General features: G+C 58.1%; 13 protein-coding genes, 1 tRNA gene and 1 other RNA gene. All 15 read left to right on the forward strand.

The features are described 5' to 3' along the window. Positions 1 to 9: 9 nt before the first annotated feature. Positions 10 to 1,749: an RNA polymerase sigma factor RpoD gene (gene rpoD / locus JZM60_RS07645; protein ID WP_207165076.1), complete on the forward strand. Its 1,740-nt coding sequence runs from the start codon at positions 10 to 12 to the stop codon at positions 1,747 to 1,749. A 72-nt stretch (positions 1,750 to 1,821) separates the two neighbouring features. Then, positions 1,822 to 2,307, forward strand: a complete 486-nt coding sequence (gene ybaK / locus JZM60_RS07650) for a Cys-tRNA(Pro) deacylase (RefSeq protein WP_207165078.1) — start codon at positions 1,822 to 1,824, stop codon at positions 2,305 to 2,307. A 9-nt stretch (positions 2,308 to 2,316) separates the two neighbouring features. After that, positions 2,317 to 3,159 (forward strand): SIR2 family NAD-dependent protein deacylase, encoded by an 843-nt coding sequence (locus tag JZM60_RS07655; RefSeq protein ID WP_207165080.1) that lies wholly within the window; start codon positions 2,317 to 2,319, stop codon positions 3,157 to 3,159. Beyond that, the gene (locus JZM60_RS07660) at positions 3,156 to 4,322 is read left to right on the forward strand and encodes a THUMP domain-containing class I SAM-dependent RNA methyltransferase (RefSeq protein ID WP_207165082.1); all 1,167 of its coding nucleotides are present in this window, start codon (positions 3,156 to 3,158) and stop codon (positions 4,320 to 4,322) included. Before JZM60_RS07655 ends, JZM60_RS07660 begins: the two co-directional genes overlap by 4 nt. A gap of 119 nt (positions 4,323 to 4,441) precedes the next feature. Next, a tRNA-Ile gene (locus tag JZM60_RS07665) sits at positions 4,442 to 4,518 on the forward strand. A gap of 120 nt (positions 4,519 to 4,638) precedes the next feature. Next, a complete protein-coding gene (locus JZM60_RS07670; protein ID WP_207165084.1) occupies positions 4,639 to 5,757 on the forward strand; it encodes a Nif3-like dinuclear metal center hexameric protein in 1,119 nt (372 codons plus the stop codon). A 51-nt stretch (positions 5,758 to 5,808) separates the two neighbouring features. After that, positions 5,809 to 6,522, forward strand: a complete 714-nt coding sequence (locus JZM60_RS07675; protein WP_207165086.1) for a zinc ribbon domain-containing protein — start codon at positions 5,809 to 5,811, stop codon at positions 6,520 to 6,522. A 25-nt stretch (positions 6,523 to 6,547) separates the two neighbouring features. Continuing rightward, positions 6,548 to 6,913, forward strand: an RNA gene (rnpB, locus tag JZM60_RS07680) — RNase P RNA component class A. A gap of 14 nt (positions 6,914 to 6,927) precedes the next feature. Next, positions 6,928 to 7,455, forward strand: a complete 528-nt coding sequence (locus JZM60_RS07685) for a hypothetical protein (protein WP_241426406.1) — start codon at positions 6,928 to 6,930, stop codon at positions 7,453 to 7,455. 4 nt (positions 7,456 to 7,459) lie between these two features. Beyond that, entirely contained in the window at positions 7,460 to 7,822 is a 363-nt protein-coding gene (locus JZM60_RS07690; protein ID WP_207165088.1) for a hypothetical protein, read from the forward strand. A gap of 317 nt (positions 7,823 to 8,139) precedes the next feature. After that, positions 8,140 to 8,616 (forward strand): division/cell wall cluster transcriptional repressor MraZ, encoded by a 477-nt coding sequence (gene mraZ, locus JZM60_RS07695; protein WP_207165535.1) that lies wholly within the window; start codon positions 8,140 to 8,142, stop codon positions 8,614 to 8,616. Then, the gene (gene rsmH / locus JZM60_RS07700) at positions 8,616 to 9,557 is read left to right on the forward strand and encodes a 16S rRNA (cytosine(1402)-N(4))-methyltransferase RsmH (protein WP_207165090.1); all 942 of its coding nucleotides are present in this window, start codon (positions 8,616 to 8,618) and stop codon (positions 9,555 to 9,557) included. The genes mraZ and rsmH overlap by 1 nt, the downstream gene beginning before the upstream one ends. Before the next feature lie 16 nt (positions 9,558 to 9,573). Further along, the gene (gene ftsL / locus JZM60_RS07705; RefSeq protein WP_207165092.1) at positions 9,574 to 9,909 is read left to right on the forward strand and encodes a cell division protein FtsL; all 336 of its coding nucleotides are present in this window, start codon (positions 9,574 to 9,576) and stop codon (positions 9,907 to 9,909) included. Beyond that, positions 9,906 to 11,879 carry a penicillin-binding protein gene (locus JZM60_RS07710; RefSeq protein WP_207165094.1) on the forward strand — a complete coding sequence of 658 codons (1,974 nt, stop codon included), beginning with the start codon at positions 9,906 to 9,908 and terminating at the stop codon, positions 11,877 to 11,879. Before ftsL ends, JZM60_RS07710 begins: the two co-directional genes overlap by 4 nt. Positions 11,880 to 11,938: 59 nt before the next feature. After that, on the forward strand, positions 11,939 to 13,474 hold the full coding sequence (locus JZM60_RS07715; protein ID WP_207165096.1) for a UDP-N-acetylmuramoyl-L-alanyl-D-glutamate--2,6-diaminopimelate ligase: 1,536 nt from the start codon (positions 11,939 to 11,941) through the stop codon (positions 13,472 to 13,474). The last annotated feature ends 3 nt before the right edge of the window (positions 13,475 to 13,477 follow it).

Consider the following 13,477-nt stretch of genomic DNA (forward strand, 5'->3'; position numbering starts at 1 on the left):
GTGAATTTGATGGCCAAGAAAAGTTCGGACGAAGTCAAACAGCAGCTGGTGGACATCGGCAAGGAGAAGGGGTTCCTTACCTATGACGAGGTCAACGACGTGCTGCCTCCCGACTTCTCAACGGAACAGATTGATGATGTTATGAGCATGTTTGGCGAGATGGATATCGATCTCGTCGATTCGTCCCAAAAAGTCAAGATCCCCAAGATGAAGCTCGACCTGGAAGAGGAAGAGGAAATGGAGGGGGAGCAGGAGGAGCATGAGTACGAGCCGGGTGTTTTGGGCCGCACGAGCGACCCTGTCCGGATGTACCTGCGGGAGATGGGCTCCGTTTCCCTTCTTACCAGGGAAGGCGAAGTAGAGATTGCCAAGCGGATTGAAGAGGGCGAGCGCGATATAGCCCGCGTCATACTCACGACACCCATCACTGTAAAGGAGATCATTGCTCTTGGTGAAAAGCTCCGCAAATTTCAGGTAAGCGCGGCTGAAATCAGCAAGGAAGTTGAGGAAGAGGAGCTTGAGGAGGACGAGGAAGACGTCCAGACGACCCGGGTGCTGGCCATCATAGACGGTATACACGAGCTTGACGTCAGGGTGGAGGCCATTACCGAGGAGCTTGATGCCGAGGGCGTTGCTGCAAAACGGCAAAAAGAGCTCCTCGCAGAGCAGAAAGAAATCAGGGATAATCTTGCCGAGCTTGTGAAATCCCTCCGGCTGAAAGATCGCCATATAACCAAGATTGCCCAGCGGCTCAAGGAGCTTTCCGGCAAGGTTGAGGCCATTCTGGCTGAGATTGCCGGAGTTGAGGCCGAAGCCGGCATCAATGCTGAGCGTCTCAAGGATATGGTTGCCAAGGGTGATGAAAAGGTCAAGGGGCTCAAGGTGAGCATTGAGGAGGCACAGAAGCTCGAGAAGAAGATTCGTGCCGCCGAGAAGAAGCTCAAAAAGCTGGAGCATGAGTCGGGCTTCAAGGCCCAGGAGCTTTCCGAGGCGCTCCATGCCATCGACCGTGGCGAGGCCAAGGCGAAGCTGGCCAAGTCGGAGCTTGTGGAGGCCAACCTGCGGCTGGTCGTTTCCATCGCCAAGAAGTACACCAACCGTGGCCTCCAGTTCCTGGATCTCATCCAAGAGGGGAACATCGGTCTCATGAAGGCCGTGGACAAGTTCGAATACCAGCGGGGTTACAAGTTTTCCACCTACGCAACGTGGTGGATTCGCCAGGCCATAACCAGGGCCATTGCAGACCAGGCACGGACCATCCGGATTCCGGTTCACATGATCGAGACCATCAACAAGCTGATCCGGACCAGCCGCCAGCTGGTGCAGGAGATCGGCCGCGAGCCGTCGCCCGAGGAGATTGCCGAAAGGATGAGTCTCCCCCTGGACAAGGTGCGCAAGGTCCTCAAGATTGCAAAGGAGCCCATCTCACTCGAAACTCCCATCGGTGAAGAAGAAGATTCGCATCTGGGCGATTTCATCGAGGACAAGGGGGTTGTTTCTCCCCTGGAGGCGGTCATCAAGGCCAATCTGTCGGAGCAGACATCCCGCGTTCTTTCCACCCTGACCCCCCGTGAGGAAAAGGTGCTGCGGATGCGCTTCGGCATTGGAGAAAAGAGCGATCACACCCTTGAGGAAGTGGGGCAGGATTTCGAGGTTACCCGGGAACGGATTCGTCAGATCGAGGCCAAGGCACTGCGCAAGCTTCGGCATCCGAGCCGGGCAAAGAAGCTGAAAAGCTTTGTTGAATAGGATTCTCGAATCGCAATAATGAAAGCCGCGTCGGCATCCGGCGCGGCTTTTCATATTTTCCTGTGAGGATTTATGGCAAAGGAGAGCAAGGCGCCGGTTACGGCGGCGGTACGGGCTCTGCGGGCCGCGCAGGTTCCGTTCGCCGACCGCCTCTATGCCTATGAGGAAAAGGGGGGTACCGCCGTTTCCTCCCGGGAGTTGGGGGTGGATGAGCACGCCGTGGTGAAAACCCTCATTATGGAGGACGAGGCGAAGAACCCGCTGATCGTCCTGATGCATGGCGACCGCCAGGTTTCCACCAAGGAACTGGCCCGTGTGCTCGGCGTGAAGGCCATCTCCCCCTGCACTCCGGAAACGGCCCAGAGGCACACGGGGTACCTCGTGGGGGGGACTTCTCCCTTCGGGACCCGCCGCCGGATGCCGGTCTGTCTGGAGGAGACGATTCTTGACCTGCCGCGCATCTACATCAATGGCGGTAAACGGGGGTATCTCGTGGAGATGGACCCCCGCGACGCGGTGAAGCTTCTCGACCCCACCCTTGTGCGGGTTGCCATCTGAGGAGTTGCCATGGATTTGCAGGAAAGATTCCGTGCCGCCGCCGAGGCGGTGAAGCATGCCGATGCCATGGTGATTACGGCCGGAGCCGGCATGGGGGTCGATTCCGGACTTCCCGACTTCCGCGGCGACACCGGGTTCTGGGAGGCATATCCCCCCTACTGGAAGCTCGGTATAACCTTCGTTGGAGCCGCGAACCCGGAGCACTTCGAGCGCGACCCGGCCTTTGCGTGGGGATTTTACGGCCACCGGACAAACCTTTACCGTGAAACGGTTCCCCATGCCGGTTTCGGCATCCTCAAGGGGTGGGTCGAACGGTTCCGGCTCGATTATTTCGTTATCACCTCCAACGTGGACGGCCAGTTCCAGAAGGCCGGATTCGCCGGAGACCGGATAATGGAAGTGCATGGTTCCATTCATCACCTTCAGTGTACTAGGCCTTGCACCATGGCCATATGGGAGAACCGGGAGACCATTCCGGTGGACGAGGCGACCATGCGGGCCGGGCACGTCCCCCGCTGCATCCATTGCGGTGACGTATCCCGCCCCAACATTCTCATGTTCGGCGACTATGGCTGGATAAGCGACCGCACGGCCGGCCAGCAGCGCAATTTCGACGAGTTTCTCTCCGATATCGGGGGGCGCCGTCTGGTAGTGGTGGAGATGGGGGCCGGCACCGCCATCCCGACCATCCGCTACCTTACCGAAGACCTCGGATCCCGTCGCGGAGCGATGGCCGTGCGGATCAATCCGCGGGAGTCCCAGATCCGGGCTCCTAATCTCTCTATTTCCTGTGGCGCCCTGGATGGGGTCGCCGCAATTGATGCCGTTCTGGCTGAGGATGCTTTTTTATGATCATAAGGAGAAAAGCGGTGCAAGGCCCCTTTTCCGGCGAACAGTCCTTCTTTGCCACTGCCGCCAAGGGAGTGGAAGAGGTTCTCGCCCGCGAGATGACCAATATCGGCCTTGAAGGGGTTGTTGTCGAAAAAGGGGGAGTCCGCTTCAGGGGCAACTTGTCGGCATGCTATCGGGCCAATCTCTGGCTCAGGACCGCCAGCCGGATACTGATTCCTCTGGCCGAATTCCCCTGCGATTCTCCCCAGAGCCTTTACGACGGGGTCAGGGCGATTGCCTGGGATCGTTACCTCACTCCCGACACGACCCTTGCCGTGGAATGCGTACTCCGCGACTCGGCCCTCACCCATTCCGGTTTCGTGGCGCTGAAGACCAAAGATGCCATTGTTGATACCCTCCGTGATCGCTTCGGCCGGCGTCCCAACGTAAATCCCAGGGATCCCGATCTCCTGGTGCACGTCCATCTGGCCCGAAACAGCTGCACCATAAGTCTCGACAGCTCCGGCACCAGTCTTGACCGGCGCGGATACCGGACAGAGGCTGGGGAGGCGCCGCTGCGGGAGACCCTGGCGGCGGCCCTGGTGCTCCTGGCCGGCTGGGATGGGACAGTCCCTCTGGTTGACCCCCTGTGCGGTTCCGGGACGATTCTCGTTGAGGCGGCCCTGATGGCGCTGAACCGTGCGCCGGGGCTTCTGCGAGGGGGCTTCGGATTCCAGCGCTGGCCCACGTTTGATGCCTCACTCTGGCGCCGACTTGTGGATGAGGCCCGCCAATCGGAGCGGACAAGCCTTGCGGTACCGCTCCGGGGCAGCGACCGTTTGGAAAATGTGTTGAATGTCGCCCGCAGCAACAGCCGCCGGGCCGGTGTCGAGCAGTTTATCTCCTACATGCCCCATGATGTGCGCGAATTCGTTCCGCCACCACCTCCGGGGATAATTATCACGAATCCTCCCTATGGCCGCCGCCTCGGTGATGAAGAGCAACTGAAATCTTTCTACCGGCAAGTGGGTGATGCATTTAAGCAACGTTGTGCCGGTTACACTGCGTGGGTGCTCACCGGCAGTATTGGGCTTGCCAAGGAAGTGGGGCTTAAGGCGTCCCGCAGGATTGTCCTGTACAATGGTCCCCTTGAGTGCCGGCTTTTAAGGTATGATTTATATTGAAAATTCCGTGGCGCAGCGGGCTGTATTTGTCGGTTTGCCTTCACTTTTGCCGGGACGGCCGCTGGCGAAAAAGCCTTGACACGTCTTGCGCCTTTGCGTAGTATGAAAACTTCATTTTCGGGCCTATAGCTCAGTTGGCTAGAGCAACCGGCTCATAACCGGTCGGTCCCAGGTTCGAGTCCTGGTGGGCCCACCACCCGAAATTAGTCAGGATGAAGCAGGGGATGCCCCGAAATTACCGGTCAAAAGCGACCATTCATACTGTTTTGAAAAAGAGTGCGGCCCTAGGGGTGGCACTCTTTTTCTTTTGCCGCCAATGATTATGCCTAAAGTCTCGGATATAGTTGGAATAATTAATAAAATCGCGCCACCGGCCCTTGCGGAAGAGTGGGACAACGTGGGGCTGATGTTGGGAGACCCCGCTTCTGAGGTCAACCGGATCATGGTGGCCCTGGACGGCACTCCCGATACGGTTGAGGCGGCAATTGCCGGCCGGTGCCAGCTTCTTCTGACCCATCATCCCTTCATCTTTCGCCCCCTCAAGCGAATCTCTTCTTCAGATCCCACCGGCCGTCTTGTTCTTGATGCCGCACGCAACTCCCTGGCAGTAATCTCCTTACATACCAATTTCGATATCGCCGATGGCGGGATGAACGACCTTCTGGGGCAGCGGCTTGAAGTGCGAAAGTGCAGGCCCTTGCGCGTAATGGCGGTTGAGGACCTCGTCAAACTCGCAGTTTTTGTTCCAAAGGGGCATGAGGTTCAGGTGCGGGAGGCTCTTTCGCGTTTTACCGCCAACATCGGTGCATATAGCGACTGTTCTTTTCAGTGTGCCGGAACCGGTACCTTCAGACCCCTTGCGGGGGCGCAACCGTTTGCCGGGCAGGTGGGTAAACTGGAATTCGTGGATGAGTTGCGGATCGAAATGCTTTTGCAAAAGCGGCATATACCGGCTGCCGTGACGGCTCTGATAAAGGCGCATCCCTATGAGGAACCGGCCTTCGACCTATTCCCTCTTGTCAATAAAGGGGTTGAGCAGGGGTTGGGCAGGATAGGCGTGCTCGATGAGGAGACTACGGTTGGTGCTTTTGCCGGGAAGGTAAAGGAGCGTCTCGGTCTGGCGGGGGTGCGCTTTGTGGGCGACGGCGGCCATGTGGTCAGAAAAGTTGCGCTTTGCGGGGGTAGCGGAATGTCGCTGCTGCGCGATGCCCAACGGCAGGGCGCCGATGTCCTGGTGACGGGTGACGTGAAATATCACGAGGCCCGTGAAGCCGAGGCCCTTGGAGTTGCCGTCATCGATGGGGGGCATTTCGGGACCGAGGTGATTATGGTGGATAGTGTTGCTGCCAGGTTGGAGGCGGAACTCGCCTCGCGCAGCTTCGATGTGGAGGTTGTTCCCTTCAGGGGTGAGCGGGAGCCGTTTACCTGGAGGTAATGGCCATGCTTGACGTGAAGGTACAAAACTTGTTTCAAGGGAGGTTGTTGGGTGCGTAAGAATTTGTTTTTGCTTGAGGAGTTGCAACAGCTCGACCTGAAAATCGACGGTTGCAACGGTGAGCGGCAGTCGCTGCTTGATCAGATGGCGGAGCTTGATCGGCAGGTGGAGGAGGCGCGGCTTTTAGTGGATGCCAAGCGTGGTGAACTGGCGCTTCTCGAAGAAGAGAAGCAGGGGCTTGAAGCGAGCCTGGCCACTGAGGAGGAAAATATTGCCCGTTCCGAGGTCCGTCAGAAGGAGATCAAGACCCAGAAGGAGTATCAGGCGGTAGCTAAGGAGATTTCGGCCGCACGCAAGCTCAAGGGTGAACTGGAGGAGCAGATTCTCCAGAAAACCGGTCAGGCTGAAGAGTTGGCCGCCGAAATCACTGCCCGTGAAGCGGATCTTGCTTCACTTGAGGAAAACATGGGCACCCGCAAGGGGGAGATCCAGGAGGGGCTCGGGCGTATAGACCGGGAACTCGCCGCCGATCTGGTCAGCAAAGAGACTACGACCAAGGCTATTCCTGCAAATCTCGTAAAGCGTTACCAGGCTCTGCGCGAAAAGCGTCAGGGGATTGCCGTCGTGGAGGCGCGGGAAGGGAACTGCTCCGGCTGCAATATGAATCTCCCTCCGCAACTCTTCAACAGCCTCTACAGAAGCGAAAATCTGGTACTCTGCCCGCATTGCCAGCGGATGCTGCTTCTGCGTCAGGACGTGCAGTAGCTACTACGGGACACAAGTTTTGGTCGAAGCAGGACAGATGGCCGCTCTCCGCGTGCGGGGGGAGGAAAGTCCGGGCTCCACAGGGCATGGTGCTGGATAACGTCCAGCGGGGGTGACCCCAGGGATAGTGCCACAGAGAGAAGTCCGCCCGCTTCGGCGGGTAAGGGTGAAAGGGTGAGGTAAGAGCTCACCGGGTCCGGCGGCGACGTCGGATGCCAGGTAAACCCCACCAGGAGCAAGGCCGAATAGGGAAGCGTCAAGGACGGCCCGTCCGTGCTTCCGGGTTGGCTGCTTGAGGCCGTCGGTAACGGCGGTCCCAGAGGAATGGTCATCGTCCGCAGAGGGGTAACCCGATGCGGGAACAGAACCCGGCTTATGGCCTGCTTCGGCCAATTATTTTTTACAATGACCAGAACAATGAGCGACTGCGAGCGATGGGACCGTGCCGTTGCTGCCATATCCGACGGATATGCAGCTATGTCTCCTGCGCTCCGTGCTGAGGTGGATGCCGCGGCGCACGCCGTCCGTCACGCCAGAAGAGAGCTCCACAGCCTTGCCGAGGACCGCCAATGCACGGCCATATGTGCTTCATGTGGTGGTGAATGCTGCGTGAGGGGGAAGTATCATGCGACCGTCGCGGACATTCTTGTATTCCTTGCGGAGGGGGAGCCCATCGCTGTGCCCCGTTTTGAAAGCGGGCTCTGTCCATTTCTCGGAGATTGCGGATGTGTGATTGAACCGTCTCTGCGCCCCTTTACCTGCATAACCTTCAATTGCGATCTGGTTGAAAAAATGTGGGAGCCGGAGAGGGTTGAGGAGTTTTACGGCCGTGAAAGGGAACTCCGTAAGCTTTACGAAGTGCTTCAGGAGTCCTTCGCTATTTCCGCGGGATCGGCGCTGAGGGTGTCGGTTCTGGGATTTTTGGAAAGGTAATACGATGGCGACAACTATCAACGACCTGGTGCTGGTCCACATAGATGAAAAACCCGGCTTCTATGCCAGGATCGAGGATGTCTCTCCGGATGTCAAGCCCGGCTGGTGGGGGGTCAAGCTCCTGGTGCTCACGGTTCCGCTCGAAGTATACACCTGGATACTTGAGGAAGCCCAGATCAATGGGGCTCCATTTACCATGGGTGGGACGCCTGTACGGCTGGAAAAGGTGGTCTCTCCGGTTCTCCGGGATGCTGCCGCTGCCGAACCCCGCCAGAAAGCCCCTGCCTCTGCCCCTGCGGTGCAGACGAAAGAGCCTGCCAAAGGGGGAAATGTGGTTTCCCTCCTGGATCGCAAGAAAGAGAAGTGAGGGGGCGGTTGCCCCCTCCGTTGTGTTTTTAGCCCCCATGTTTTTTGCCACTCTTTCCCACCTTTGTTTTGCCCTGATGTTTCGTTTTGCTTAACAGGCGCAAATTACTCACGATTTTTACCCCTCTTGTAACGGTATCGACCGGGAGATAACCGGTAGTTTCTGCTGTCGGTGTGTTCCTCATAACATATTGAAAAATATGCACAAAAAATCACACTTTGCTGACAGCTTTTACCTTGACAACCCATGGGGTGGCCGGTATGATTTGTGCCACGAAGTGGTAAATTGTGGTAAATTGTGGCAAGGGGAAGACGGAAATGTTCAGGGGCATCTACGAGACAACCATCGACGCCAAAGGGCGAACGAGCCTGCCTGCCAGGTTCAGGGATGTGCTTGTGGAAAGTTTTGGCGATGAGCGTTTTTTCGTCACCAATTCAGTGCCCGTTGACTTGGGGGGAGGGGTGTACAGCTCCGGACTTCTTATTTTCCCCCATAAAGAGTGGTTTCTTTTCGAGGAGTCGTTTCTGAACGGCAAGGGTCTCACTTCCGCCCAGCGCAACAGCATCATGCGCACGATAGTGGCACCGGCGGTCGAGTGCTCCGCCGACAAGCTCGGCCGGGTGCTCGTTCCTCCCCATCTGCGCCGGAACGCGGTGCTGGAGCGGGAGATATTGTTCGTGGGGGCCATGAAGAGGGTGGAAGTGTGGAGCCAGGCTGAATGGGAGAAGGTGCGCGCCCATGATATGAAGGCATTCCCCTCGGATTCCGAGGCTGTTGCGGAGCTGGGGCTTTAGTGGCCGGGTTCTGCCACCTGCCGGTTCTTCCGGCGGAAGTGCTTTCCCTGCTTGCACCCCGACCGGGCGGGATTTATGTGGATGGGACCCTCGGCGGTGCCGGACACGCCCGGATGATCCTGGAGGCTTCGGCGCCCGATGGCATGCTGATCGGTTTTGACCGGGATCCCGCAGCGCTGGCTGCGGCTCGGGAGCGGCTGGCTCCTTACGGCGATCGGGTAAAGTTCGTGCGGTCGAATTATGCAGCCATGGGCGAGTCCCTTGCCGCCCTGGGAATTGATGCCATTGACGGTTTTCTCCTGGATATCGGCGTCTCCTCCCATCAGCTTGATACGGCGGAGCGGGGGTTCAGTTTCCAGGTCGATGCGCCCCTTGATATGCGGATGGATCCGGAGAATGGCGCTACGGCCGCCGATCTGGTTAACGAGCTTTCCCTTGACGAGCTTGCCCGGATTATCCGGGAGTATGGAGAAGAACGTTGGGCAAAGCGGATTGCCTCGTTCATTGTCAAGGCGCGGGAGCAGCAAGGGGCCATCGAGAGTACGCTGCAACTGGTGGATTGTGTAAAGGGTGCGATTCCCCGCTCTGCGTGGGAAGAGCGCATCCATCCGGCAACGCGAACGTTCCAGGCTCTCCGCATCGCGGTGAATGACGAGCTTGGGAGTCTGGAGAGAGGGCTTGCTGCCGGGATTGAGGTTTTGGCACCGGGAGGGAGGGGGGTGGTGATTTCATTCCATTCTCTTGAGGACCGGATAGTAAAGACCGTTTTCCGGCAATACGCCCAAGGGTGTATCTGCCCGAAAATGCTTCCCCAATGCGTGTGCGGCAACACCCCGCGGGTTCGTATCCTCACCGGAAAGCCGGTGATGGCGGGGGATGACGAGGTTGCGGCAAACCCCAGGGCGCGGAGCGCCAAAGTAAGGGCAGTGGAAAAGCTGTAAGAGGTGTGGAGGGAGTATGGCACAGGCGAGAACTGATTTTACCAAGGTGGCGGCACCGAAGAAGCTTGAGGCGATGTATGCCCAGAGGGGGGAGATGTTCCCTTATATCCTGGGGGTCATGGTCCTGCTCACTCTTGTGTCGGTATTCCATGTCTGGTCACGGGTGCGGGTCATTGATCTCAACCTGGAGATTGCAGAAGCTACCAAGCTCCTCAAGGAATCCCAGCAAGAGCAGCATCGGCTTCAGCTGGAGGTGGCATCCCTCAGAACGCCGGGCAGGATCGAGTCTGTGGCCAAGGGTGACCTCGGAATGGCGCTTCCGACCGATCAGCAGGTGGTAGTAGTGAAATGAGGTATGACGCGGAGAAATGGATAACTCTCCGAATTCGCTTCATTGGGGGGTTCTTTGTTATCCTCTTTGCGCTGACGGTTTGTCGTGCTTTTTATCTCCAGGTAATCAACAGAGACTACCTTCTGAAACTTGCTGACCGGCAGCACCAGAAGGTCATCCCCCTGACTCCCGCACGGGGGACAATCTATGACACGAACGGTGCGGCTCTTGCGGTGTCGGTGGAGATGGATTCCTGCTATGCGGAGCCAAAATCGATTGCGGATTTGAGAGCTGCTGCCGCCCGTCTGGCGCCGGTTCTGGAGATGCCACAGGAGACGGTGTTCAGAAGGCTTCAGGGGAACAGGAACTTCGTCTGGCTCAAGCGACGGCTTACCCCTGACGTGGCAAAGCGGGTTCATGAGCTGGATATTGAAGGAATTGGATTCGTCAAGGAGACAAAACGCTACTATCCCAATTCGGAGGTGGCATCCCACGTAATCGGTTTTACCGGACTTGATCCGGAGGGGCTTGAGGGGATCGAGCGGCGGTACGATTCGACCATCCTTGGGGGGACCGGATATCTGGTGACCGAGCGGGATGCCTTGGGACGCAATGTGGCACTCAAGGGAACGGTTGTCCAGAATGGCGCCATGGGGCACAACGTTACCCTGACCCTCGACAAGAACATTCAGTACATTGCAGAGAAAGAACTGGCTAAGGCCGTGACGAACAGCGGCGCGAAGGCTGGAACCGCGATTGTTATGGACCCCAATACCGGGCGGGTGCTGGCAATGTCCAATTTCCCGACATACAATCTGAACTCGCATGGTGACTACGCTTCATCAGTATGGCGCAACCGCGCCGTTGCCGACAGTTATGAACCCGGTTCCACCTTCAAAACGTTTCTTATCGCCGCAGCCCTTGAAGAGAAGCTGGTCCGTCCGGGCGACGGAATCAACTGCGAGGGTGGGAGTTACGCCATAGGCGGGCGTACAATTCACGACACTCACAAATATGGCCGGTTAAGCGTTGCCGAGATACTCAAATATTCGAGCAATATCGGGGTCGCTAAAATCGGAAGCAAGCTAGGTGCTTCGAGGCTATACAGTTATCTGAAGAACTTCGGCATCGGCGAAAAAAGCGGCATCGATCTTCCCGGCGAGACAAGCGGAACCTTGAGGCAGTGGAGCCAGTGGTATGGGATAGATCTTGCCACCATATCGTTCGGCCAGGGGGTGACGGCTTCTTCCGTACAGTTGACCGCGGCCTTTTCGGCCATCGCCAATGGCGGCGTTCTCATGAAGCCCTATCTTGTTGAAAAGATTACCGACAGCGATGGCAACGTGGTAACTACCTTCGGCCCCCAGGCGCGGCGCAGGGTCGTGTCCCCCGAGACTGCAAAGTCTGTGGCAAGTATGCTGGAGGGGGTGGCGGCTGACGGCGGAACCGGTACCAACGCATCTGTCGAGGGGTACCGGGTAGCAGGCAAGACCGGCACGGCCCAGAAAGTTGACCCCATAACCAAGGGGTACTCGGCCAGCAAGCGTACCGCTTCTTTCATTGGATTCGTTCCGGCCCGCAAGCCCCGCCTAACCATTCTTGTGATGATTGACGAGCCGAAGACGAGTCCCTATGGCGGCGTTGTGGCGGCTCCGGCCTTCAGTGCCATTGCGCTCCAGAGCCTGTGCTACCTCAAGGTGCCGCCCGACACGATCGTGCGAAGCAAGCCGCAGGCGGTTGTGGCTGAGGCAAGCCCGGATGCGGAAGATGAGAGCACGGTAGCCGAAGGGGCCATCGTAGAGGAAGGCGAGGGGATCGTGATGCCGAACTTCCGGGGCAAGAGCATGCGGCAGACCCTTAAAATCATGGAAGAACAGGGGCTCAATGTCCGCCTCCACGGCAGCGGGCGTGCCATTGAACAGAACCCTCTTCCCGGCTACCGTATCAGGCCGAGCGATCAGGTATGGGTTAAATTCGCGCCTTCTGCGTGAGTATAAGATAAATGGGGTGGTCGGGTGATGGTTGTCCTTAATGGTGTTAGCGGGGAGTTATGCGACTGGAAGAATTGATACGGGTCATTAATCCCTCAGAAACCGGAAACAGTCTGGCACTGGAGATCGAGGGGCTTTGCTGCGATTCGCGGCAGGTACGCCCCGGCGGTCTCTTTTTCGCTTTACGGGGGGTGGCGACCGACGGCCACGACTTCATTGCCGCGGCCCGTGAGCGCGGCGCGGTTGCCGTTGTCCTCGATGATCCGTCGCGGGCTCCGGAGGGTATGACCTGGCTTAAGTCCGATGACGCACGTCTTGCCATGTCTCGCGCTGCAGCCGCCTTCTACGGTGATCCCACCGACGGCATTCCCGTGGTTGGCATTACCGGAACAAACGGGAAAACAACCACGACGTATCTTGTTGAGGCAATAATGGCCGGGGCCGGTATCCCGGCGGCGGTGTTCGGGACCATCAGCTACCGCTTCGGCGACCAAATCATCCCTGCTCCCCACACAACTCCCGAATCGGTAGACCTGCAGCGCACCATCCGCGAACTGGTCGACGGTGGGGCCCGGGGGGTGGTGATGGAAGTATCCTCCCATGCCCTTGAACAACGACGGGTTGACGGATGCCGTTTCGATGTCGGGGTGTTCTCGAATCTGACCCGCGATCATCTGGACTACCACAAGGACATGGAATCGTACTTCGCGAGCAAAGCGCGCCTGTTCACGGAGTTGCTTGCTCCGGACGCAAGCAAGCCCCGGCGCGTTGCCGCAATCAATATCGACGATCCTTACGGCGCTCGCCTGGCGGGGGATGCCGTGGCGCCTGTTGTGAGCTACGGGCTTTCATCCGCAGCTATTGTCCGGGCCGAGGATGTCAGCTTTTCCGTCAACGGCATTTCCGGAACCCTGGTTACGCCAAACGGTACGGCGCCGTTCCATTCGCAACTTCTCGGTCGTTTTAACCTGTACAACATTCTGGCATCTGCGGCGGCAGGCGTTGGCCTGGGGCTTCCGCTGAAGGCAATCCTTGAGGGAATAGAAGGCAATGTCCGGGTGCCGGGCCGTCTTGAGCGGGTAAATAATGACCGCGGGGTGACGGTACTGGTTGATTATGCCCATACGGGTGATGCTCTGGAAAATGTCCTGAAGACGGTGGCTGAGATTGCCACCGGGCGCATTATTACCGTATTCGGTTGCGGCGGCGACCGGGATCGCGGGAAACGGCCGGTCATGGGGGAGATTGCCGCACGCTCCAGCAATCTCGCCATCGTTACCTCCGACAATCCTCGGACTGAAAATGCCGGTGCGATCATTGACGAAATCCTTGGCGGTATCCGTCCTCTCGGCCTTAGGGAGTATGCTGCCGATGAACTGTCAGCCGCTTTCGATGCCAGAGGATTTGTCGCCGTGGAATCGAGGCGTGACGCCATCAGGCTGGCCGCCAGCGTGGCGAGACCGGGGGATATCGTGCTCCTGGCAGGCAAGGGGCATGAAGACTACCAGATCATAGGGACTGTGAAGCACCACTTCGACGATCGGGAAGAAGCGGCCGCAGCATTCGGACAAATTTCATCAGAGGGGCAGGGGTAGACA

The organism is Geobacter benzoatilyticus (assembly GCF_017338855.1).
In the GTDB taxonomy this organism is placed as follows: domain Bacteria; phylum Desulfobacterota; class Desulfuromonadia; order Geobacterales; family Geobacteraceae; genus Geobacter; species Geobacter benzoatilyticus.